This is a genomic window from Streptomyces sp. NBC_01260 (genome assembly GCF_036226405.1).
Taxonomy (GTDB): Bacteria; Actinomycetota; Actinomycetes; order Streptomycetales; family Streptomycetaceae; genus Streptomyces; species Streptomyces laculatispora.
In genome coordinates, this window is the sequence record NZ_CP108464.1 from 391,065 (window position 1) to 413,610 (window position 22,546).

23 protein-coding genes are annotated in these 22,546 nt (G+C 70.1%); 10 read left to right on the forward strand and 13 right to left on the reverse strand.

Translation table 11 applies throughout. From position 1 onward, the window contains the following. The first annotated feature begins 25 nt into the window (after positions 1-25). A complete protein-coding gene (locus OG322_RS01770) occupies positions 26-1,462 on the forward strand; it encodes a lipase maturation factor family protein (RefSeq protein ID WP_123464874.1) in 1,437 nt (478 codons plus the stop codon). On the opposite strand, the gene OG322_RS01775 is transcribed toward OG322_RS01770, so the two are convergent. The 10 genes from OG322_RS01775 to OG322_RS01820 form a co-directional block, all read right to left on the reverse strand. Continuing rightward, the gene (locus OG322_RS01775) at positions 1,440-3,794 is read right to left on the reverse strand and encodes an alpha-L-fucosidase (protein ID WP_124285790.1); all 2,355 of its coding nucleotides are present in this window, start codon (positions 3,792-3,794) and stop codon (positions 1,440-1,442) included. The genes OG322_RS01770 and OG322_RS01775 overlap by 23 nt on opposite strands. Before the next feature lie 143 nt (positions 3,795-3,937). Next, complete coding sequence (locus OG322_RS01780) at positions 3,938-5,287, reverse strand: ammonium transporter (protein ID WP_123464870.1); 1,350 nt, start codon at positions 5,285-5,287, stop codon at positions 3,938-3,940. Between the two features lie 36 nt (positions 5,288-5,323). Beyond that, positions 5,324-6,283, reverse strand: coding sequence for an urease accessory protein UreD (locus OG322_RS01785; RefSeq protein ID WP_124285789.1), 960 nt, complete (start codon positions 6,281-6,283; stop codon positions 5,324-5,326). 1 nt (position 6,284) lies between these two features. Then, positions 6,285-6,905 (reverse strand): urease accessory protein UreG, encoded by a 621-nt coding sequence (gene ureG / locus OG322_RS01790; protein WP_124285788.1) that lies wholly within the window; start codon positions 6,903-6,905, stop codon positions 6,285-6,287. A gap of 30 nt (positions 6,906-6,935) precedes the next feature. Beyond that, positions 6,936-7,682, reverse strand: a complete 747-nt coding sequence (locus OG322_RS01795; protein ID WP_123464864.1) for an urease accessory protein UreF — start codon at positions 7,680-7,682, stop codon at positions 6,936-6,938. Positions 7,683-7,686: 4 nt separating this feature from the next. Then, positions 7,687-9,411 (reverse strand): urease subunit alpha, encoded by a 1,725-nt coding sequence (gene ureC, locus OG322_RS01800; RefSeq protein WP_123464862.1) that lies wholly within the window; start codon positions 9,409-9,411, stop codon positions 7,687-7,689. Continuing rightward, a complete protein-coding gene (locus OG322_RS01805; protein ID WP_123464860.1) occupies positions 9,411-9,896 on the reverse strand; it encodes an urease subunit beta in 486 nt (161 codons plus the stop codon). The genes ureC and OG322_RS01805 overlap by 1 nt, the downstream gene beginning before the upstream one ends. Then, the gene (locus OG322_RS01810; protein WP_329305939.1) at positions 9,893-10,753 is read right to left on the reverse strand and encodes a sirohydrochlorin chelatase; all 861 of its coding nucleotides are present in this window, start codon (positions 10,751-10,753) and stop codon (positions 9,893-9,895) included. Before OG322_RS01810 ends, OG322_RS01805 begins: the two co-directional genes overlap by 4 nt. A 5-nt stretch (positions 10,754-10,758) precedes the next feature. After that, the gene (locus OG322_RS01815) at positions 10,759-11,064 is read right to left on the reverse strand and encodes an urease subunit gamma (RefSeq protein WP_123464856.1); all 306 of its coding nucleotides are present in this window, start codon (positions 11,062-11,064) and stop codon (positions 10,759-10,761) included. Between the two features lie 60 nt (positions 11,065-11,124). Beyond that, positions 11,125-12,087, reverse strand: coding sequence for an urea transporter (locus OG322_RS01820; RefSeq protein ID WP_123464854.1), 963 nt, complete (start codon positions 12,085-12,087; stop codon positions 11,125-11,127). A 195-nt stretch (positions 12,088-12,282) separates the two neighbouring features. Here OG322_RS01820 and OG322_RS01825 point away from each other — a divergent pair, with 195 nt between their 5' ends. Both OG322_RS01825 and OG322_RS01830 read left to right on the forward strand, forming a co-directional pair. Continuing rightward, positions 12,283-12,753 (forward strand): fluoride efflux transporter FluC, encoded by a 471-nt coding sequence (locus OG322_RS01825; RefSeq protein WP_123464851.1) that lies wholly within the window; start codon positions 12,283-12,285, stop codon positions 12,751-12,753. Continuing rightward, positions 12,750-13,124 carry a fluoride efflux transporter FluC gene (locus OG322_RS01830; RefSeq protein ID WP_123464849.1) on the forward strand — a complete coding sequence of 125 codons (375 nt, stop codon included), beginning with the start codon at positions 12,750-12,752 and terminating at the stop codon, positions 13,122-13,124. Before OG322_RS01825 ends, OG322_RS01830 begins: the two co-directional genes overlap by 4 nt. 79 nt (positions 13,125-13,203) lie before the next feature. Here the strand turns inward: OG322_RS01830 and OG322_RS01835 are convergent, their stop codons facing one another. Both OG322_RS01835 and OG322_RS01840 read right to left on the reverse strand, forming a co-directional pair. Next, positions 13,204-13,380: a hypothetical protein gene (locus OG322_RS01835; RefSeq protein ID WP_164494483.1), complete on the reverse strand. Its 177-nt coding sequence runs from the start codon at positions 13,378-13,380 to the stop codon at positions 13,204-13,206. 347 nt (positions 13,381-13,727) lie between these two features. After that, positions 13,728-15,212: an SDR family NAD(P)-dependent oxidoreductase gene (locus OG322_RS01840; RefSeq protein WP_123464847.1), complete on the reverse strand. Its 1,485-nt coding sequence runs from the start codon at positions 15,210-15,212 to the stop codon at positions 13,728-13,730. A gap of 334 nt (positions 15,213-15,546) precedes the next feature. Between OG322_RS01840 and OG322_RS01845 the strand changes: the two genes are divergently transcribed. From OG322_RS01845 to OG322_RS01870, 6 genes are all read left to right on the forward strand, one after another. Then, positions 15,547-16,449: an RNA polymerase sigma factor SigF gene (locus OG322_RS01845; RefSeq protein ID WP_123464845.1), complete on the forward strand. Its 903-nt coding sequence runs from the start codon at positions 15,547-15,549 to the stop codon at positions 16,447-16,449. Between the two features lie 27 nt (positions 16,450-16,476). Beyond that, positions 16,477-16,683 (forward strand): hypothetical protein, encoded by a 207-nt coding sequence (locus OG322_RS01850; RefSeq protein WP_123464843.1) that lies wholly within the window; start codon positions 16,477-16,479, stop codon positions 16,681-16,683. Between the two features lie 134 nt (positions 16,684-16,817). Beyond that, on the forward strand, positions 16,818-18,080 hold the full coding sequence (locus OG322_RS01855) for a PP2C family protein-serine/threonine phosphatase (RefSeq protein WP_123464841.1): 1,263 nt from the start codon (positions 16,818-16,820) through the stop codon (positions 18,078-18,080). After that, positions 18,070-19,695 (forward strand): sensor histidine kinase, encoded by a 1,626-nt coding sequence (locus OG322_RS01860; protein ID WP_124285786.1) that lies wholly within the window; start codon positions 18,070-18,072, stop codon positions 19,693-19,695. The genes OG322_RS01855 and OG322_RS01860 overlap by 11 nt, the downstream gene beginning before the upstream one ends. Beyond that, positions 19,692-20,135 carry a response regulator gene (locus OG322_RS01865; protein ID WP_024492202.1) on the forward strand — a complete coding sequence of 148 codons (444 nt, stop codon included), beginning with the start codon at positions 19,692-19,694 and terminating at the stop codon, positions 20,133-20,135. Before OG322_RS01860 ends, OG322_RS01865 begins: the two co-directional genes overlap by 4 nt. 102 nt (positions 20,136-20,237) lie before the next feature. Next, positions 20,238-20,693 (forward strand): ATP-binding protein, encoded by a 456-nt coding sequence (locus OG322_RS01870; RefSeq protein WP_124285785.1) that lies wholly within the window; start codon positions 20,238-20,240, stop codon positions 20,691-20,693. A 37-nt stretch (positions 20,694-20,730) separates the two neighbouring features. Here the strand turns inward: OG322_RS01870 and OG322_RS01875 are convergent, their stop codons facing one another. Continuing rightward, positions 20,731-21,906 carry a PP2C family protein-serine/threonine phosphatase gene (locus OG322_RS01875; RefSeq protein WP_185095509.1) on the reverse strand — a complete coding sequence of 392 codons (1,176 nt, stop codon included), beginning with the start codon at positions 21,904-21,906 and terminating at the stop codon, positions 20,731-20,733. Between the two features lie 80 nt (positions 21,907-21,986). Here OG322_RS01875 and OG322_RS01880 point away from each other — a divergent pair, with 80 nt between their 5' ends. Beyond that, positions 21,987-22,487: a MarR family winged helix-turn-helix transcriptional regulator gene (locus tag OG322_RS01880; RefSeq protein ID WP_123464834.1), complete on the forward strand. Its 501-nt coding sequence runs from the start codon at positions 21,987-21,989 to the stop codon at positions 22,485-22,487. Positions 22,488-22,546: the final 59 nt, after the last annotated feature.

Sequence of the window (22,546 nt, forward strand, 5' to 3'; positions counted from 1 at the left end):
CGCCGCGGGGCCGATAATGGAGGCAATGGAATGGTTCACCGCAGACGGGTACTGGCTCAGCCGGCTGATCTTTCAGCGAGCGCTCGCTGCCATCTATCTGACCGCCTTCCTCACCGCCGCGCTCCAGTTCCGGGCGCTGATCGGTGAACGCGGCATGCTGCCCGCTCCCGGACTCCTGCGGCGCACGGACTGGCGCACCGCTCCCGGGCTCTTCCGCCTCCACTACTCCGACCGCTTCTTCGCCCTGGTCGCGTGGACCGGCTGTGCGCTCTCCGTCGCGCTGATCGCCGGCCTGGACAGTCATCTGCCCCTGTGGGCGGCGATGCTGCTGTGGGCCCTGCCCTGGGCGCTGTACCTGTCGATCGTCCAGGTCGGCGACACCTGGTACGGCTTCGGCTGGGAGTCGCTGCTGCTGGAGACCGGATTCCTCGCCGTCTTCCTCGGCAACGCGGGCACCGCCCCGCCGGTGCTGGTGCTGTGGCTGCTGCGCTGGGTGCTGTTCCGGGTGGAGTTCGGCGCCGGGCTGATCAAGATCCGCGGCGACGCGTGCTGGCGCAGGCTGACGTGTTTGTACTTCCACCACGAGACCCAGCCGATGCCCGGCCCGCTGAGCTGGTTCTTCCACCGGCTGCCCCGGCCCCTGCACCGGGCCGAGGTGGCGGCCAACCATGTGACCCAGCTCCTGGTCCCGGTGCTGCTCTTCACCCCGCAGCCGGTGGCGGGCGCGGCGGCGGCCCTGATGGTCCTGACCCAGCTGTGGCTGGTGCTGTCGGGGAACTTCGCGTGGCTCAACTGGCTGACGATCGCGCTCGCCCTGTCGGCCGTCGACTGGTCCCCGGTCGCCGAGCCGCCCGCGCAGTCCGCCGCGCCCCTCTGGTACGAGGTGGTGGTCATCGCCGTCACCGCCCTGGTGCTGGCTCTGAGCTACCGCCCGGCCCGCAATCTGGTCTCGCGCCGCCAGGTGATGAACCGCTCGTTCGACCCTCTGCACCTGGTCAATACGTACGGCGCGTTCGGCAGCATCAGCCGGGTCCGGCTGGAGGTGGTGGTCGAGGGCACGGATGAGCGGGTCGTGCATCCGGGCACGGTCTGGCGGGAGTACGGGTTCCGCGGGAAGCCGGGAGATCCGCGGCGGCTGCCGCGCCAGTTCGCCCCGTACCACCTGCGGCTCGACTGGATGATGTGGTTCGCCGCTCTCTCACCCGCCTATGCCCGCCCCTGGTTCGGCCCGTTCGTGCAGCGGCTGCTGGAGAACGACCGGGACACGCTGCGGCTGCTGCGGCACAACCCGTTCCCCGGCGCCCCGCCCGCGCACGTCCGCGCCAGGGTGTACCGCTACCGGTACACGACCTGGCGCGAACTGCGGGCCACCGGGCGCTGGTGGCACCGCACCTACGTGCGGGACTTCATGCGGCCGGTGCCGCCGGGTCCCGCACCGGTCAGCCCGACCAGGCGATCTTGAACACCCAGGCGTGCTCGCCGGTCCTGCGGGCCGCCGCCGGTACGTCGACCACCAGCGAGTCGCCGGTGGTGCGCCAGCTCAGCGGCCGGTCGTACCCGAGCAGCGTGATCCGGTCGCCGCCGCGGACCGGCACCGGGGCCCCGACCGTCAGGGTCGCGCCGGGCCGGGCCAGCGAGTGGATGTAGAACGCCTTGTCCGGCCGGACGGTGAACCGCAGATCCTCGCCCAGCTGCGGCATCCGCGACCAGTACGTGGTGTCGTAGATCGCCTCTCCGTTGGTCTTCAGCCACTGCCCCGTCTCGCGCAGCCTGCGCTGCATGATGTCGGGGATCGTGCCGTCGGCCTTCGGTCCGATGTCGAGCAGGAAGTTCCCGTTCTTGGAGACGATGTCGACGAGCGAGTGCACGATCTCCTCGGCCGTCATGTACTTCTCGTCCGGGGTCTGCGCGTTGTAGCCGTAGCTGTAGGGGTCGAGGCCCCGGCTGGACTCCCATTTGGCGGTGACGATCTGGTCGTACGTCGTGTACTCGGGCGTCGTGAAGTCGTGCGACCCGATTCCCGAGCGGTCGTTGACCGTGACGTCCACCGGACGGGCCCGGTTCTTGGCCTGGTTGAAGTACTCGGCGAGCACCCGGTGGCTGTCGTTGTCGCCACCGATGTCACACCAGATGATCTCGGGGTCGTACCCCTCGATCAGCTCCAGCATCTGCGGGCCCTGGAACTCGGTGACGTAGTCCTTGCCCGCCGAGTGGCCGGTGTACGGGACGGGCTCCAGGGTGTACGGATTGCGCGGGGCGTGGCCCATCCACGGGTGGTCCGGGTTGAACCACTCGGGCATCGAGAAGTACAAGCCGCGGTGGAGTTCGGGGGCGTAGCGCCGTGAGGCGTCGAAGAGTTCCCTGATCACATCGCGCTTGGGGCCCATCTTCACGGAGTTGCGGTCGGAGAGTTTGGTGTCCCAGAGTGCGAAGCCCTCGTGGTGCTTCGAGGTGAGCACGTGGTACTGCGCGCCGGCGTCCCGGAACAGCTCGACCCAGGAGCGGGGGTCGAAGTGTTCGGCGCGGAACCGCGGGATGAAGTCGTCGTAGGCGAACGACTCGCCGTAGGTGTCGCGGTGATGGGCGTAGGTGGGGTTGTTCGGGTCCTGCATCTGGTTCCAGTACCACTCGGCGTACTGCGTGCCGACCGGCGCCCAGGCCGGGACCGAGTAGACGCCCCAGTGGATGAAGATCCCGAACTTCGCGTCCTGGAACCAGTACGGCGCCTGGTGGGTGGAGAGGGACGCGTCCGTGGGGGTGTAGTCGGGGACCCCGAGGGTGAGCGAGCGCCGGACCGTTGCCGCCTGCTGTCCCCGGCCGCGAGCCACCACGCCGCCGTCCCGGGCGGTGCCGGGCGCGGTACCCGGTCTGTTGCGGATGCCGATGCGCACGCGGGCCTGGTCGCCGGGGGCGAGCCGGGTGACGCGGGCGGGTGCGACGGTACGCGCCCCGGGTACGTCCACCGAGAGGGTGAGGCCGTCGGCGGCGAGGATGCCGACCGTGCCCGCGTTGACGACCGTGGCCTCGACGCTCTGTGCTCCGTGTTCCAGCAGCGAGGTGGTGGAGCGGGCGTCGCGTACGGCCAGGGCCCGTCCCTCGGCCGCCGGTTGCAGGGAGAGCGCGAAGATGTGCAGGGCGGACTTGTCGGCCTCGGCGGGCTGGGTGGTGGGAAGGGTCAGCGCGACGGCCTGCCTTGTCGGGTCGAGCGGGATCTCGGACACGGCGATGGAGACCGGGTGCGGGTCCTTCGTCCCGTCGGGGGCGTAGCGGTAGGCGGAGGTCAGGTCGCCGCTGCCGGAGTACCAGTCGGGTCCGGCGAGGGCCGGGGCCGATGTGGTGCCGTCGGCGTAGTGCACCGTGGCCTTGCCCGACGCGGCTCCGTAGCTGCACGCGGTGAGGAGGAGGCCGGACAGGTAGCGGCCCGGCGGGAGGTCGATGCGCTGGCCGAGGGCGACGATGTTGTTCTTCGCCCCCGCCCCGGCGGCCGGGAAGCGGAAGGTGGTACCGGCTATCTCCCGCTCCCCTGCGGGGAGTTCCTCGCCGGGGAAGGTGTAGCCGGAGCCGTCGAAACTGCCGCCGCGGGCCTCGGCGGTGTCGATGCCGTCGTTGTCGAACCAGTCGTCGAGGGGGACGGGGACGGCCGGGGGCACGGTCCCCCAGTCACCGCCGTGAACGGTCTCGGGCGCGGTCCCGGTTCGCGGGGCCGCTTCGGCGGTGGCGGGGGTGAGCAGGGCGGCGCCGACTGCCGCCCCTGCCGTCATTCCGAGTACATGGCGCCTGGGAAGTTCGGTCATGACGTCCGATGATTGGAGCACGACGTGAACCTGTCAATGCAATCTTCCAGACAGAACGAAACTTCTCCCCCACATCCATCGGATGACTCGGGGGAGAAAGCGGGGTGGGCCGGGCATGTGACGACCGGCCCACCCCCCGTCGGCTACTTCTCGTGCTCGCGGGCCCGCAGCAGGGTGCTGATCTGCTTGACGAGTTCGTCGTCGCTGGTCACGGGCTTGCCGGAGACCAGCGCACCGAGGCGCTCGGCGGTCTGGAAGTCGTACGCCCGCTCTGCCTCCGCGCCGGGAACGCTGTCGTACTCCTCCTTGGCACGGAACCCGACGGTCAGCTCCACGGCCTTGGCGATGAGCCAGGTCAGGATGAACGAGAAGGCGATCACGGCGACGATGGCGACAAGCTGCTTGCCCAGCAGCCCCCAGCCGCCTCCGTAGAACAGTCCCTTCTTGCCGCTGATGCGTGCGGTGGCGAACAGGCCGACCATGATCAGGCCGATCAGCCCGCCGACACCGTGCACGCCCACCACGTCGAGGGTGTCGTCCACGTTGAAACGGAACTTCAGCGTGATCGCGAAGGCGCAGACCGCGCCGACGACGAGGCCGGTGATGACCGCGCCGAGCGTGTTGATCTCGCCGCAGGCCGGGGTGATGGCGACCATGCCCGCGACGGCGGACGAGACGACCCCCATCGTGGTGACTCTGCCGGTGCGCCACTTCTCCACCAGCGGCCAGGTGACCATCGCGCCCGCGGCCCCGAGCTGAGTGTTGATGAAGGCCGCGGCTGCGGTGCCCTGGTCGCTCAGTGCCGAACCGGAGTTGAAGCCGAACCAGCCGAACCAGAGCAGCCCGACCCCGATGACCACAAGGGGAATGTTGTTGGGGCGCTCCTCACGGCGGGCGAAGTCGCGCGGTGCCCGCAGGACGAGCGCGACGGCGAGGCCCGCGACACCGGAGTTGAGCTCCACCGGGAGACCGCCGGCGAAGTCGAGGGCGCCGAGGTGCCTGACGATCCAGCCGTCCGAGTCGAACACCCAGTGCGCGAGGGGGATGTAGACGATGAGCAGCCACAGCACGACGAAGACGAGCCAGCCCTTCATCGTGGCGCGGTCGGCGATCGAACCGCTGATCAGCGCCACCGTGATAATGGCGAAGCCCATCTGGAAGGTGCTGTAGACGTAGGTGGGGATCGATCCGGTCAGCGTGGTCAGGTCGATGCCGCGCATGAACACATGGTTGAGATTGCCGATGACTCCGGCTCCTCCGACATCCGGTCCGAACGCGAGCGTGTATCCGATGACCCACCAGACGAGGGTGCCGAACGCGAGCGCGGCGAAGCTCATCTTGATCATCATCAACACGTGTTTGGTGCGCACCATGCCGCCGTAGAAGAACGCGAGACCGGGCGTCATCAGCAGCACCATGGCGGTGGAGGCGAGCAGCCAGGCGGTGTCACCGGAGTCGTACGCGGGCGGCATCGGCGCGGGAGCGGTGTTCATCGGCGGGCACCTCGTTGGTTCGTGGGGGCGGAGGGGCTACGGCTTGCGCAGATCGGGGGCGGGATGGCCGGTGAGCAGCCGGCGCACGGACTGCCAGGCCGCCTGATGGGCCGCGGCGACCCGGATCGGGCTGTCGTCCAGCAGCCGCATCCAGGCGCCGCAGTCCCGGGGCAGGACGCTCACGCCGTACAGGACGCCGAGTGGGGCCAGCGCCTCGTGCAGGGTGTCGGCGAGTTCGGCGGCCGGGGTGCGGTCGGTCACGACGAAGAGCGAGGCGACATGGTCGTGCCCGGCGAACACACCGGGTCCCAGGTCTCCCCCGCCGTCCGGCCCCGGGGCGAGGCGCAGGGTGTCGACGGCAAGCAGGGTGCCGTCGGGCCTGCGGATACACAGGTCGGTGGCGAGCACCCGGTAGGCGTGGCGTTCACCGCGGGCGAGCCGTCCGGCCGTGAGGGTGTCGCCGACGACGACGGTGGCGCCGCTTGCGACCGTGACCTCGGTGCGCTGGTAGAAACGCGCGTCCTTGAACGGGATCAGCGGGTCCGGCAGGTACTCGACGTAGCTCCCGGCCTCCGCCGTCAGGTGCACCCGCTGGCTCGCGTAGTCGTGCTCCATGCGGAAGATCTTGGTGGCGGCCTGGGTGGTCAGATGGACCTGGGTGTCCGGTCCGCAGCGGAAGTCCATCCGGTAGCGGTCGGCCTGGGCGACGCCGCCGCCGGTCGCCATCAGGTAGACGTAGCTCATGCCGGGCAGCGCGGGGTCGATCCACAGCGGCCGCATGATCTGCAGCGGTGTCTTCTGGTAGCGCTCGACGAGTTCGGTACGCCCGCCCCGCACGGCGAAGGCCAGGTCGAGGATGCCGACCTTGGCCGGGGACCCGGGCGCGAGCGTGTCGGGCACGGAGGCCAGGGCCGCCACGTCCGGGGGGACCCGGACCGCCGTGTAGTACTCCTCGGCGAGCCGGTCGGCCGGGGGCCGGTGCGGGGCGAGCGTCATCTCAGATCAGCACCTTGCGGCGCGATTCGAGGTAGACCGCGATCTCGTCGATGCCGACGCCGGTCAGGCAGTCGGTGAGGACGACGGGGCGGTTGTCCCGGACCCGGTGGGCGTCGGACTCCATGACGTTGATGTCCGTGCGGACGTACTGCGCGATATCGATCTTGTTGATGACGAGGAGATCGGACTCGGTGATGCCGGGGCCGCGCTTGCGGGGCATCTTCTCGCCCTCCGCGGTGTCCAGCACGAAGAGGAAGAGGTCCACGAGGGCCGGGCTGAAGGTCAGGGTGAGGTTGTCGCCACCGGACTCGTAGAGCAGTGTGTCCGTGTCCGGGAAGCGCTCCAGCATCTCGGCGCCGGCCGCCAGGTTCATCGTGGGGTCGTCGCGTACGGCGGTGTGCGGGCAGGCGCCTGTCTCGACCCCGACTACGCGCTCCGGTTCGAGGACTCCGGCCAGGGTGCGGCGGATGTGCTGGGCGTCCTCCTGGGTGTAGATGTCGTTGGTGATGACGGAGGGGCGGTGTCCGCGCTCGATCAGAATCGGCACCAGCGCCTCGATGAGCGCGGTCTTGCCGGATCCGACCGGTCCGCCGACGCCGACCCGCAGTACGTTGTCGTCCATGGTGCTCCCTGAAGTGTGACGGGGTGGATTTCAGCTGGCGAAGAGCCGGGCCTCGGCGCGTTCATGACGGCCCGACATGATGTCCGAGGCGAAGACGGTGGCGCCGACGTCATCGAGTTCGCGCCGCAGCGCCGCCTCGACGGCCTCTTCGATGACGGGTGCGGCACCCCGCAGGAGAGTCTGCGCCGAGCGGTGGTCGGTCAGCCGGAGCCGCAGGGCCGCACCCGCGAAGCTGACGCAGAAGGCGAACAGGTCCGAGGCGACGGCCTGCCGGAGCGGGACCCCGGTCGCGGCGTAGATGACACCTGCGGCCACCGCCTGGGTACCGGGGGCCTCCCGGCGTACCACGCGGTCGAAGTAGTCGCCGATCTCCGGGCGGTCGAAGACCTCGTGGCCCAGGTCGAGCAGCTGCCGGCCGGTCCGGGTGGCGGCCTGGCGCATCTCGCGGCCCAGCTTGGTCGCGAAGAGGTGCTCGTCGATCCGGACGACGGCCGCCGGGTCGCCCGCCGCGGTCGCGCGGTGGGCGAGGGCGAGCGCCGTGGCATCGGCGGGACCGACGCCGTGCAGCAGCAGGTCCCGGAGCAGCAGCGGCACGGCGGCGGGGCCGACGGCCCCGGCCTGGGCGAAGCCCTCCAGGCTGTGCGACAGCGTGTAGAAGCCGCTCGGGAACGCGGAGTCGGTCAGCTGGAGGCTGACCAGCAGCGGTCCCAGATCCGTGCCGGCCGCGGTCATGGCCGGCACGGACTCGCCCGCGGTGTCGCCCTCGTTGCGGTACACCGGCCTAGACCAGGAAGTACAGGTGATTGAGGGGCAGCTTCTCGGCCGGGTCGATGGTGGCGACCTTGCCGTTGAGCGTGACCTTGAACGTCTCCGGGTCGACCTGGATGTCCGGCAGGGCGTCGTTGCGGACCATGTTGTGCTTGCCGATGGTGCGGGTGCGGCTCACCGGCAGGATCATGCGGTCCAGGCCCAGCTCGGCCGGGACCCCGGCAGCGATGCCGGCCTGGGACATGAAGGTGGCATGCGTCGTCGGCAGGGCCTTGCCGTACTGCCCGAACATCGGGCGGTAGGTGACGGGCTGCGGGGTCGGCAGTGAGGCGTTGGGGTCGCCCATCTGCGCCCACGAGATGATGCCGCCCTTGATCACCATCTTCGGCTTGGCACCGAAGGAGTGGATCGGCCAGAGCACGATGTCGGCGAGCTTCCCCTTCTCGATCGAACCCACGTGATCCGAGATACCGGTGGCGATGGCGGGGTTGATGGTGACCTTCGCCAGGTAGCGCAGCACCCGCTGGTTGTCGTTGCGAGCGGAGTCGCCCTCCATCGTGCCGAGCTTGTCCTTGCAGTGGTGGGCGATCTGGAAGGTCCGGGTGACGGACTCCCCGACCCGGCCCATCGCCTGGGAGTCGGAGGAGATCATGCTGATCACACCGAGGTCGTGCAGGACCGACTCGGCGGCGATCGTCTCGGCCCGGACCCGGCTGTCGGCGAAGGAGACGTCCTCGGGGATGTCGTGGCTGAGGTGGTGACAGACCATGACCATGTCGAGCAGCTCGTCCACCGAGTTCTTGGTGTAAGGCAGCGTCGGGTTGGTGGAGGACGGCAGCACGTTCGGCTCGCCGGCCACCCGCATGATGTCAGGGGCGTGCCCGCCGCCCGCGCCCTCGCTGTGGAAGGTGTGGATGGTGCGGCCGTCGAACGCGGAGCGGGTGTCTTCGAAGTAGCCGCTCTCGTTGAGGCTGTCGGTGTGGATGGCCACCTGGACGTCGTACTGGTCGGCTACGTTCAACGCGTTGTCGATCACGGCGGGGGTGGCGCCCCAGTCCTCGTGGACCTTCAGGGCGCAGGCACCGGCGACGATCTGCTCGTTGAGCGCCTCGGGCAGGCTGCCGTTGCCCTTGCCCATGATGCCGAGGTTGACCGGGAAGGCCTCGGCCGCCTGCAGGAACCGGGCGATGTTGTACGGTCCCGGCGTGCAGGTGGTGCCGTTCGTGCCGTCGCTCGGCCCGGTACCACCGCCGATGAGCGTGGTGATGCCGTTGGTGAGTGCCTGCTCGGCCTGTTGCGGTGCGATCAGGTGGACGTGGCTGTCGATCGCTCCCGCGGTGGCGATGAGGTGTTCACCGGCGATGGCCTCGGTGCCCGCCCCGATGACCAGGTTCGGGTGCACGTTGTTCTGGGTCTGTGGATTGCCCGACTTGCCGATGCCGGCGATGAAGCCGTCCTTGATGCCGATGTCGCACTTGACGACACCGACGATGGGGTCGATGAGCACGACGTTGGTGATGACGGTGTCGAGAGCGCCCTGGGCGGCGGTGACCTGCGGATCGGAGCCCATGCCGTCACGCATGGTCTTGCCGCCGCCGTAGAGGATCTCGTCCCCGTACTGGCCCTCGCTGAAGTCCTTCTCGACCTCGACGACGAGGTTGGTGTCGGCGAGGTGGAAGCGGTCGCCGACCGTCGGGCCGAACATGTCGGTGTACTGCTTGCGGGGCAGGATGGGCATCAGCGCGAACCCTTCTTCTTTTCCTTGGTGGCGGGCTTGGTGGGCTTGGCGGCGGGCTTGGCTGCCTTGGCGGCAGGCTTGGTGGCCTTGGCACTCTTGGCGGCGGGGGTGTTCTGCGCGCCCTGGAAGCCCTGCTCAATGGCCTTGCGGACGGCTTCGACGCGTGCGGGGTGGGAGGCGAGGCTGCCGTTGAGCAGCCCGCTGAAGCCGACCAGCCGACCGGTTCCGCCGTACGCGCACAGTTCGACCTCGCGCGAGCCGCCGGGCTCGAAGCGCACGGAGGTGCCAGCGGCGATGTTGAGGTGCATGCCGAGCGTCTCCTGGCGGTCGAACAGCAGCGCCGAGTTGACCTCGAAGAAGTGGTAGTGGGAGCCGATCTGTACCGCACGGTCGCCGGTGTTGCTCACGGTGACCTTCAGCGTGCGGCGGCCCGCGTTGATCTCGATGGGGTCCTTGCCGTAAATGTACTTCTGACGGAACGTCATGCGATGCTCCTGATGACTTGGCCCGCTCCATCGGCGGACGGGTGCTGATGCGGGTGCGTATGGCCTGGGCCGTGCTCGTGCTGGTGGCCAGGACCGTGGCCGTGGTCGTGGCCCTCGCCCGGTGGGTGGGCGTGGGAGTAGCCGTGGTTCTCGGCCGCGGTCAGCCCGGGCGCGATGCCGTCGTCGCCGTGCTCGCGGCGGCGCCGCCGGGCGTCGGCCACCCTCTCGGCCAGCACCCGTCGCAGCGCGGACGCGGACACGAGCGGACCCGCGCGGTCCACCGGAAGCCCGGCCGCACCGCCCACCTCGGGCGCCTCCGGCGGCGCGAACCCGGCCGACAGCAGCGTCACGCGCTCCGCGCCGAGCAGCCGGCAGCGCCGGACGCCCTCGGCCGGGTCCGGGTCCCCGCCGGTGAACGCGACCTCGACCAGGGCGTGCCGCCCGTAGCGGCGCACGAGTGCGGCGATCCGGTACAGCTCCGCGTCCTCGAACGGGTCGCCGGACGGGGCCGTGACCAGCAGGGCGGACGCCTCCGGCACGCGTCCCGCCGCCGCGCGCAGCCAGCCGACGAGGTGCTGGGCGGTGCCGAACGGCTCGGCGAGCACGGTCGCCGCCCGTTCGCCGCCGGGAACGGCACGCAGGGTCCGGGCGGTGTCCGCGACGAGTCCGGGGTCCCGGCCGAGCGTCATCGGGACGACCACGGTCTCCTCGCCCCGGCGCAGGTTCGCGCAGACGCTCCGGAACAGCTCGCGCCCGCTCGGCACGACGCTCACCCCGGGGTCCACGAGTCCCTCCAGCGCACGCCCGTACGCCGCTTCGTGGCCGCACACGGCGATGACCGCGCAGCGCTCGGCCACCGGGGTCAGCCCCCGATCGGGTCGTGGCAGGACACCAGCTTCGTACCGTCCACGAAGGACGCCTCGACCTGGAGCAGGCCGAGCATCTCCCGTACGCCGGGCATGGTGTCCGGCTCGCCCACGACTTGGCGGCCCAGTTCCATGCAGTCCGCGACGCTCTTGCCGTCGCGCGCGGCTTCGAGGATCGCCTCGGTGATCAGCGCGACCGACTCGCTGTAGTTGAGCTTGAGGCCGCGTCCCTGGCGTTTGCGGGCCAGGTCGGCCACCACGTACACCAGCAGCTTGTCGATCTCGCGGGGGGCGAGGTTCATCGTCTGTACCTTCCTCGGGTTGTACGGGCAGAGGGCAAGGGAGCCCGGGGGCCGGGGCGGTCAGCCGCTCCGGCGAAGGCGGGGCAGCAGCGGCACGGCGGCCATCAGCGCCCAGGTGGTGAGAATGAAGGGCCAGGTGAAGGTGTGGCCGCCGAAGGGCTTGAAGAAGGACGTCAGCGACGCCGTCAGTCCGGTGCTGGCCGCGGCGCCGAACAGCGCGTACACACCGGTCCACACCGTGTTCGCCATGAAGACCGCGCCGATGGCGATGGCCACGAGCACCGCGTTGTATCCGTAGATGCCGTTGGCGATCAGCGCCGTCGGTGCGCCCAGCAGCCACGCGGCGACGATGCCGATCACGCTGCCGGCCGCCGCGTAGAGCACGACGCGCAGACCGGCCAGGGCGAGGCCGACGAGCATGATCAGTCCGACGTACCAGCTGTCGATCAGGAAGACCTGCGAGACGTTGTTGAAGAACGCGTGCCACAGCACGCTCCAGGACATCGCGGTATCGCCGGTGGTGGTGCTGGCCACGGAGGCCGGGGCGCCGTGCCAGACCCGCTCGAACGAGGGGGCGCCCACCACCATCACTCCGGAGACCAGACAGAAGGGCGCGGTCAGCGGGGTGAGCCCGTAGGGGGTGAGGAAGGTGCCCAGGGCGGCCATCAGGAGGGTGCACATGATGGCGCCGACGACGGTCAGCACATAGGTGGCGAGATGGTTCCCCAGCGAGGAGACGAGGGCGATGCCCGTCAGGCAGCCCGCATATCCCTGGAGGCCGAGCGCGATCCCCGACCGGTCGACGGCGAGGGCGTAGGCGGTCGCGGTGGCGAGCAGGGTGCCGAGCGTGGCGAAGAGGCCGTTCTGCCAGCCCGACACCCACAGCGCGACGAGGATCGCCACTCCGGTCAGCAGGCCGGCCTGGAGGTCGACCTGTCCGAACCCCCGCAGGGAGGCCAGAACGTACGCGGACGGCTGACGGCGCTCCATCCGCCGGACGATTTCCGGCTCGGCGATGGGCAAGGCTCACTCCAGCGGCTCGACGGCGGAGGCTCCCGGTCCACAGGCCGGAAGAGCGCATATCTACACATGCCATCAAGACACAAAGTGATCAGATAATCGCGCTGCGTGGATTCCGGCTAGCCCAACCGGGTACGGGATCCGGCAGGCCAGCGCGCTCGGCCCCGGCCGCCCCGGCCCACTCCCTAGATTCGCGGAATGTCCCCCAGGATGCGCCTGAACCTCCATAGCCACCCCGACCATCACCCCGGGGTGCAGCTGTCGGTCGTGGGCGCCGTCGCGGTCGGCGGCGCCGCCGGAGCCGTCGCCCGGTACGGCGCCGAACGCCTCTGGCCGACCGGCGCCACCGCTTTCCCGTGGACGGTTCTGCTGATCAACACGGTGGGCTGTTTCCTGATGGGCGTCCTGATGGTCACCGTGAAGCTGCGCTTCCCCGGTGCTCCCCGGCTGATCAGTCCGCTGCTCGGCACCGGTGTGCTCGGCGGATTCACCACGTTCTCGCACTACACGGACGACGTCCGGCAGCTGTTCGAGAACCACCAGCCGGGGTACGCGGTCGGCTGCCTGGTACTGACCGTGGTGGCCGCGCTGACCGCCGTGACGGCGGGTGCCTTCGTCACCCACTTCGCCTTCGGGCGTTCCTACGTCACGGAGAACGGCGCGTCATGACCGACTGGCTGCTCGTCATCGCCGGCGGACTCGTGGGCGCACCGCTGCGCTACTGCCTCGGGGTCGACGCGAAGTTCCGCCTGCACAGCGTCTTCCCGTGGGGCACGTTCGCCGCCAACGCCGGCGCGGCCCTGTTCCTCGGCTTCATCACCGAGGCGGTGACCGACGGCGACCTGGGGGCCAAGCTCAATCTGCTGCTCGCCACCGGGTTCTGCGGCGCCCTGTCCACCTGGTCGACGTTCTCCTACGAACTGCTGACCCTGAACTCCGCCCGTCGGCTGACCCTGGCGGCGGGCTATCTGCTGCTCACCGTGTGCGCGGGGGTCGGTCTCTCGTTCGCCGGGGCTGCCGTGGCCAGCGCGGCCTTCTGAGCGGGGTCACCCGCCGCACGGCCGAGCTCCGGCCCCCGCCCCTGTTCGGGGTGCGGACCGGAGCTCGGTGGTGAAGCACTCAGTCGATGCCGGGCAGGATGTGCGGCTCGGCGAGGTCGTCCTCGTAGCCGGCCAGCCGGATCGGTGCGGACCTGGCCCAGACCTCGATGTTCCGGAGCTTCTCGGGCCTGCGGGCCCGCTCTCCGTGCTGTTCGGCCGGTCGCTTCTCGTACTTCGTCAGTTCCGGTGTCGTCACCGCGCACTCCTTTGTGTCGCGTAACCCCGGGCGTCGCCGACGCTCCGGCTTCAATACCGGCACATCGACCGCCCGTGAGGGCAGGGGCAGGATCAGCTTCGGTCGCGGTGGCGCCGGGTACGGGGCGGGACGGCGGCCTGGTTGACAGGCCTGTCCCAGGACGGCCGAGGAACCTTCGTGGATCCCTTGGTGGCGTCCGTTCCCCTCAGAGTAACCAAATGAGCGCGTCCACGCTCGATGGAACGTGTGCTCTGGGTCACTTTCAGCCACAGAATACGAGAAAGACCCGGCCAGGAGAGTTCCCGGGCCGGGTCCGCGACTGCGTGGAGGGGTGCTTTTCCGGACTGCTACCAGTTCGCGGGGGCGTAGTCCTTGAGGAAGCAGCCGTACATCGTCTCGCCCGCTTCACCGCGGACGATCGGGTCGTAGACGCGGGCGGCCCCGTCGACCAGGTCGAGCGGGGCGTGGAAGCCCTCCTCGGCCAGCCGGATCTTGTCGGGGTGCGGCCGCTCGTCGGTGATCCAGCCGGTGTCGACGGCGGTCATCAGGATGCCGTCCTTCTCGAACATCTCCTGGGCGCTGGTGCGCGTCAGCATGTTCAGCGCGGCCTTGGCCATGTTGGTGTGCGGGTGGCCTGCGCCCTTGTAGCCGCGGCCGAACACGCCCTCCATCGCGGAGACGTTGACCACGTAGGAGTGCTTGGCGGCCGTCGCCGCCATCGCCGGGCGGAGCCGGCTGATCAGGATGAACGGCGCGGTCGAGTTGCACAGCTGGACTTCCAGCAGCTCGATCGGCTCGACCTCGTCGACTGTCTGGATCCAGCTGTTGGTGTGGTGCAGGTCGGGGACGAGCCCGCCCGCGTCGATGGCAGTGCCGGCAGCGATGCGCTCCAGCGACGCGGATCCGGTGACCAGCGCGAGTTCGGTGACGTCCTGCGCGCTCAGCCCTTCCTTGCGGGCGGCGGGCAGCGCGGCGACGCGGTCGACGGTGCCGCTGCCGAAGGTGCCGATCACCTCGGCGGCGGGCAGTTCGCCCGCGGGCAGCGGGGCGGACTCGGCACCGAGCAGCTCGCTGTAGGCCTGCGGCGAGCGGCGCACCGTCTGCGCGGCGTTGTTGATCAGGATGTCCAGCGGCCCCTCGGCGGCGACCGAGTCGGCGAGCGCGACGACCTGGGCGGGGTCGCGCAGATCGATGCCGACGATCTTCAGCCGGTGGATCCACTCGTCGCTGTCCGGCATCGCCTTGAAGCGGCGGATCGCGTCATTGGGGAAACGGGTGGTGATCGTGGTGTGCGCACCGTCACGCAGCAGCCGCAGCGCGATATACATACCGATCTTGGCGCGGCCGCCGGTGAGCAGCGCCCGGCGCCCGGTCAGGTCGGTGCGCGCGTCACGGCGGGAGCGGTTCTGCCGGGCGCACGACTGGCAGAGCTGGTGGTAGAACGCGTCCACCTCGACGTACCGCGTCTTGCAGATGTAGCAGGACCGGGGGCGCTGGAGAACGCCCGCGATCTCCGCGGCGGCGGAGGAGGACGGCAGGACGCCCTGCGTCTCGTCGTCGATGCGCTCGGCCGAACCGGTCGCGGTGGCCTCGGTGACGGCCTTGTCGTGCGCGGTCTTGGCGGCCCGGCGCTCCTGGCGGCGGCGCTGCTTCACGGTCCGGTAGACACCGGCGGTGGCGCGGCGCACCGCGATGGCGTCCGGGTGGTCGACCTCGATGGCGTCGAGCTCGTCGAGCACACTCAGGCAGACGGCCAGCCGCTGCGGGTCGATACCGGGACCGAACTCCTCGATACCGGGCGCGAGCTCCGGGCTGTCCTCTGTCACCGTCATTGCCGTTCCTCTGTTGCTTGTGCCGCCGGATTCTCTCGGCGGACCGTGGCACGCCGCCGAGCCGGACTCACGAGGACTCGCATCCACGGGACTGAAGGTCCGGCCGCGGGCTTCTGCGCAAAGCCGCCGCACTGCGGGCCGAACGCCCCCGTCAAGTTTGCCATGCTCCGGCAGCTGCTCCATTCGAGTGCCCCGGGCGGTCCGCGCGGGGCGGCGGAGACCGGTGGCGCGCGGTGATCCGGGCCACTGAAAAAGATTTCATCGATTCGGCATGACCTCGGAATTGCGGGGCACACGAGGCCTGACGCACTTGGCAAGCAGGAGGGGCGAGAACATGGCGGCCACGACGGAGCAGACCGGCGGAGCCCTTGGCGCAGCGCGCTCGCTTTCGGAGCAGTCCGGCACCTACACGGATGCCGGCACTTCGGAGCTGCCGTGGATCGAGGACACCGGAAAGGTGGCTCCGAAGGACGCCCGCGCCCTGTCGAAGCTGTTCCTCGACCGGCTCCAGGTCCTCGAGGAAGGCACCCGCGAGTACCAGTACGCGCGCAACACCCTCATCGAGATGAACCTCTCGCTGGTGCGGTACGCCGCCTCGCGGTTCCGCAACCGCGGTGGCGACGACACCGAGGACATCATCCAGGTGGGCACCATCGGGCTGATCAAGGCGATCGACCGGTTCGACCTCTCGCGTGAGGTCGAGTTCGCCACCTTCGCGGTCCCGTACATCGTCGGGGAGATCAAGCGCTTCTTCCGGGACACGACGTGGGCGGTGCACGTGCCGCGGCGGCTCCAGGAACTGCGTGTCGATCTGGCGAAGGCGAAGGAGCAGCTGTCGGCGAAGCTCGACCGCGACCCGACCGTCAAGGAGCTCGCCGAACTCATCGACCTGCCCGAGGAAGAGATCATCGAGGGGCTCGTCGCGGCCAACGGCTATTCGGCGGGGTCCCTGGACTCCCCCTCGGCCGAGACCGATTCCGGGAGCGACCAGCGGTCGTTCGCCGAGACGATCGGCGAGGCCGATCCGGGGATGGAGACCGTCGAGAACCTCCACACCCTGGCGCCGCTGCTGGAACAGCTCGACGACCGCGAGCGCAGGATCGTGCAGATGCGCTTCGGCCAGGAGATGACGCAGTCCCAGATCGGTGCCGAGCTCGGCGTCTCGCAGATGCACGTCTCCCGGCTGCTCGCCCGCATCGTCAAGCAGTTGCGCGCCGGGATGTCCGTCGAGGCGTGACCTCCGCCACATGAGAGCATCCCGCCCATGGATCTCTCTCCCCTGGAACTGGCCGTACACCGGCGGCGGGACGCCGACGCCGCGGCCGACGCCGCCCGCGCGGACGTAGAACTGGAAGCGGTTCTCGCCGTACGCGCGGGCGCGGACGTCGACGCGGTGTCGGGTCTCTCCGGCATCACCCCGCATGATCTGCTCAGGCTGGAGAAATTCACCGGCGAAATCCGCCCGAGTTGAACCAGCGGGGCCCGTATCGCTTCCGAGCGGCACAATGACGTCTGCCCGCACAGGGGCGGGCGTCATTCACATATGCTGCGTGGCGACGGCGGGCGGCCCGCTCGATCGAAACGAGAGGGTGAGGCGTGGCTGAGATGCGTACTGACTCCCACGCTCAGCATCCGCTCAGCACAGCTCTCCCGGTACAGGCCGGGTCGCAGTCGCCGGACGGCCGGCCCTCCGTGTGGGACGTCAACGCCTCCATCCTCCTGGTCGAGGACGACGCGGGCGACGCCCTCCTCGTCGAGGAGATGCTCGCCGACGGCGAGCTGGACTCCGCTCTCACCTGGTGCAAGACCCTGACCGAGGCCCTGACTTTTCTGCGCGGGCACCGGACACCCGTCTGTGTCCTGCTGGACCTGCACCTTCCCGATGTGCACGGGCTGAGTGCCGTCACCCAGATCGTGGAGACCACCCCGGACGCCGCCATCGTGGTGCTGACCGGCCTCTCCGAGGCCGAGGCCGGGCTCGACGCGGTGGCCACCGGCGCGCAGGACTACCTGGTCAAGGGACGGCTCGACCCGCAGGCGCTGTCCCGTGCCGTCCGCTACGCCCTCCAGCGCAAGCAGGTCGAACGGGCTGCGGCGGCCCTGCGCGCCAACCAGCAGATGGCCCAGGAGAACGCCCGCCTCGAACGGGGGCTGCTGCCCGTACCACTCCTGAACGACGACAGTTTCGAGGCGGTCGCCCGCTACGAGCCCGGCCGCGCCCACGGCCTGCTCAGCGGTGACTTCTACGATGTGGTCCAGACCGCCGACGGCACGGTTCACGCCGTGATCGGCGATGTGTCGGGGCACGGTGCGGCGGAGGCCGCGCTGGGGGTGTGCCTGCGGGTGGCCTGGCGCACGGCGGTGCTGTGCCGCACCGACCAGTTGGAACAGCTCGCGCTGCTCGAGGAGATCCTCGTCGCCGAGCGGTCCGACCCGCATGTCTTCGCGACCGTCACCTCACTCGTCTTTCCGCCCGGCGGGGACCACGTCCGGATCGTGCGGGCGGGGCACCCGGGGCTCCTGCTGCGCCACGGCACGGGCATCGAGTGGGTGGAACCCGAGGGTGGCATCGCTCTCGGCCTGCTGCCCGGTCACGGCCAGTGGATCTCCACCGACCTGACGCTGGCGCCCGGCGCCGGTCTCGTACTCTTCAGCGACGGCCTGTTCGAGGGGCGCACCGGACCGGACACCCGGCTGGGTGAGGACGGGCTGCTCGCCATGGCCCGGAGCCGGGCCGGTCTGCCCGCCCGGCCGTTCATCGACGCACTGGTCGCCGGCGCCTCCGACGCGGCCGCTCCCCACGGCGGCCTCGCTGACGACGTCGCCGTGCTGCACCTCGCCTGGAACAGGACACCTCATGACCAGTGACTCACCGGCAGACCCCCCGATGCGGCCGGGGCGGCTGGCACGGCTGTCGGTCCAGAACTGGGTCCATCTGATCCTGGCCTGTTTCGTCCTGGTCGTGTGCGGCTGCCTGGTCGTCGGCGGACTCGTGCTGGCCCGGATATCCGACCGGACCACCGAACTGGTGGACCGCATCCAGCCCGCCCGCTCCGCCTCCTTCCAGCTGCAGAACGCGCTGCTCGACCAGGAGACCGGGGTCCGTGGCTACGCCCTCAGCGGCGACCCCTCCTTCCTCCAGCCCTACGCGACGGGCAAGCGCGACGAACAGCTGCGGCTGGCGCGGGTCCGCTCGGCGATGGGCGACGCCGAACCGTACGCCCGCGATCTGGACCGGATCGCCGCGGCCTCCGCGCAGTGGCGCGCGGAGCATGCCGAACCGTTGATCGCCGCTGTCCGCCGCGACGGCCAAGAGAGCCGGTTGTCCGCCAGGATCGCCGGGAGCAAGACCGCCTTCGACGCTCTGCGGCGGCTCTACAGCACACAGCAGTCCCATCTCGACACCGCCCGGGACCACGCGCGCGCCCAGCTCAACGACGCACGTGTCACACGCGACCGGACGCTGATCGCGCTCGTGGCCTGCTTCGTGGTGTGTGTGATCGCCCTCAGCCTGCTGCTGCACCGGGTGGTGGGACGGCCGCTCCACGCGCTGGCCGAGGCCTCCCGCGAGGTGCAGTCCGGCGCCTTCCGCCGCCGGATCGAGGTGCACGGGCCGTCCGACGTACGGGCGGTGGCCGGCGCCGTCGAGGACATGCGGTGCCGGCTGGTCGAGGAGCTCGACGCCTCCCAGGAGCGGGAGGACCTGCTGGCCCAGCAGACGGAGGAGCTCCGCCGCTCCAACTCCGAGCTGGAGCAGTTCGCGTATGTCGCCTCGCACGACCTCCAGGAGCCGCTGCGGAAGGTCGCGTCCTTCTGCCAGCTCCTGGAGAAGCGCTACGGGACGGAGCTGGACGCGCGCGGCAAGCAGTACATCGACTTCGCGGTCGACGGTGCCAAGCGCATGCAGGTGCTCATCAACGACCTGCTCACCTTCTCCCGGGTGGGCCGGGTCCACGACAGCTGGAGCACCGTCGACCTCGACCGCTCGCTGGACCGGGCGCTGGCCAATCTGGCACTGGTCATCGAGGAGTCCGGCACCACGGTCGTGCGCGAGGACACGCTGCCCGAGGTGAACGGCGACGGAACGACCCTGGCCATGATCTGGCAGAACCTGATCGGGAACGCGGTGAAGTTCCGCCGCGCGGACGAGCCGTGCGTGATCACGGTCGGCTGCGTACGGGAGGACGACGTCTGGCACTTCACCGTGACGGACAACGGGATCGGGATCGCCCCCGAGTTCGCCGAGAAGGTCTTCGTCATCTTCCAGCGTCTGCACGCCCGCGACGAGTACGACGGCACGGGAATCGGACTCGCTCTCTGCCGCAAGATCATCGAGTTCCACGGCGGCCGGATCTGGCTGGATCCCGAACCCCGCCAGGGCGCCCGTATCCACTTCAGCCTGCCCGCCGAGGACGGCGGGTCCCCGGCCGGGGACCCGGCCGAACCCGCCCGACCCGCCGAGATCTCCGGAGATACCGCGTGACCCATCCCGCACAGCCCATCGAGGTCCTTCTCGTCGAGGACGACCCCGGTGACGAGCTGATGACGCGTGAGGCGTTCGAGGACAACAAGATCCGCAACACCCTCCATGTGGTCCGCGACGGACAGGAGGCGCTCGACTTCCTCTACCGCCGCGGCGAGCACGGCGAGGCCCCGCGCCCCGACCTGATCCTGCTCGACCTGAACCTGCCCAAGTACGACGGGCGTCAGGTGCTGGAGCAGATCAAGCAGGACCCGGAACTCTCCCTCATTCCCGTGGTCGTGCTGACGACGTCCTCCGCCGAGGAGGACATCCTGCGCAGCTACAAACTGCACGCCAACGCCTACGTCACGAAGCCGGTCGACCTCGATCAGTTCATCGCGGCGGTGCGCCAGATCGACGAGTTCTTCGTGACCGTGGTCCGGCTTCCCGGACGTGCGTAAGATCTGCTGACACAGGCCGGGAGTGGGATCTCCCGGCGCGGGTACACGAGCAGCGAGAAGAGAGGCCCATGGCCTCCCCCCGTTGCGCCCTGGCTGGAGCACATGAACGAACAGGCCGTCTCCCGGCCGGACGACTCCCCGAGGATCTGTCCGCCCACGGAGATACTGCACGCCGCCGAGGTGTTCGACGGCGAGCCGGGGTGCATCTCCCAGGCGCGGGGCCTGGCCGACCGCTTTCTCGCGCGGCTCGTCTCCGAGTGGATGGCCGTGCTCGGCACCCACACCCGCAATGATCTGATGCTGGCCGTGAGCGAGTTGGTCACCAATGCCGACCGTTACAGTCACGGCCCCTATCTGCTGGAGCTGGAGGGCACGGCGGAGCGGATCAGCGTCACCGTGTACGACAGCAGCAGCGCGCTCCCGGTCTTCTACTCCCCCGACCCGAGCCGGCTGGGCGGTCACGGCATGGAGATCGTGGTGGCCCTGTGCGACCGGCTGACGGCCGAGCGGGTTCCCGTCGGCAAGCGCATCCGCGCCGAGTTCATGCTCAGCAGCTGACCCGGGCCGCCCCCGGCGGTGTCGGGCTCCGCGGCGGTCAGCCGGCGCTCCCCTGTCTGCCGAACCAGTCGATGCAGACGACCAGCGCGTCGTCGAGCGGGTCCGCGTCGCGGTAGTCCGCCAGTTCACGCAGGACGGCGCCCGGCACCGAAGCCGCGGGCAGCAGCCGCGTCGCGAGGACCGCCCTGGCGAGGCCCCGCTCCACATAGGCCTCGCCGAGTGGCGAGACGGTGTCGTACACCCCGTCGCTGACGAGCAGCAGCCGGTCGCCGGGGATCAGCTGGAGGCACTGGACGTCGTACTGCGACTCCTCGAACATGCCGAGCGGCAGCTGCGCGTCCAGCTCGACGCGGGCGACCGTTCTGCCGCGCAGCCGCCACAGCTGCGGGGAGCCGGCGTCCACCGCGCCGACCGTTCCCGTGGCGAGGTCGAAGCGGAGCAGCAGCGTCGACACATGGACGCTGCCGCGGTGCTGGTCGTAGAGCGCCTGGTCGGCGAGTGCGGCCTGGTCCGCGATACCGATCCCGGCCCTTCGGGCGTTGCGCAGCGCGTTCACGGCGAGGTTGGTGAGCAGAGAGGCCTGGATGCCCTCGCCCATGCCGTTGGTCACGGAGACGGTCAGCTGGTCGCCGTCCGCGGCCCAGTCGAAGTTGTCGCCGTGGATGGCGTACGCCGGTTCCAGCTGGGCACCGATGGCGTACTCGGCCGCGGTGAACGCCCGGGCCGGGAGCAGTTGCCACTGCATCTCGGCGGCGAGGGTGAGCCGGGCGATGCGGCGGGCCCCCTGGTACAGATCGGTGTCCCGTTCGGCGACGACGATCTCGTGGCCCAGCAGGTCGGCCACATCGGACAGCTCGTTCACGGTCTGCGCGGTGGAGCCTCCGGCCGGGAGGCGGACGGTGAGGATGCCGAGGCGCTCGCCGCGTACGGTCACGGGAAGGTGATGGTCTACGGCTCCGTCCCGTCCGGCCGGCTCCTCGTACGGGCGCTGGCTGCCGAACGCCCGGCCCTGCGGGCTGTTGTGCATCGACAGGGCGCGTTCGCGCCCCGGAGCCGAGCCGACCGGGTTGAGCACGGTCATTCCGTAGTCCGCCAGCAGCAGCTCCACGGACCGGGCGTCGTACGCGGCGGCAAGTGCGCCGCGCACCGCCTCCACCAGGGCGTACGGTGCGGCCGCACGTACGGCTCTTTCGATTTCGGGACGGGCGTTCACGGTCTTCCGCTCATTCTTCGTCGGGTCACGGGGCCGGGGCCGGGCTGACAGGAGGACGTTCCGGATGACAGAGTGGACGGATGCGCCACCGCACCGATCTTCCTCATGGCCGCCTTGAGCGGGTCTCCGAGGACGTCTGTGCCGCATCGGAGCTGCTGGAAGTGCTGTGGGGCCGCGGCCAGGAGGCCGCGCCTCCGGGCACGGTGTCGCCCTCGCAGCTGCGGGCCCTGCTCGTCATCGAGAAGCAGGAGGGCAGCAACCTCCGCTCGCTCGGTGAGGCGCTCGGCTCGCGGGCTCCGTCGGTGAGCCGGCTCTGCGACCGGATGGAGGCCATGGGCCTCGTCCAGCGGGACCCCAGCCCGACGAGCCGCCGCGAGGTCGAGCTGCGGCTGACCGGGCGGGGCCACGCCCTGCTGGAGGAGTACCGGGCGATCCGCACGCGTGAGCTCTCCGCCGTGCTGGAGCGGATGCAGCCATCCGACGTGGCGGCGCTCACCGAAGGGCTGGCCGCTTTCCGTTCGGCCGCGTCGCAGCGGCTCACCGCCGGCCGGCTCCGTGACGACATCGCGGACAGCGCCTAGCTTCATCGAGCCCCTGCTTCCGCATTTCTGAGGCACTCCCCGAGGGGATGCGTCCATTG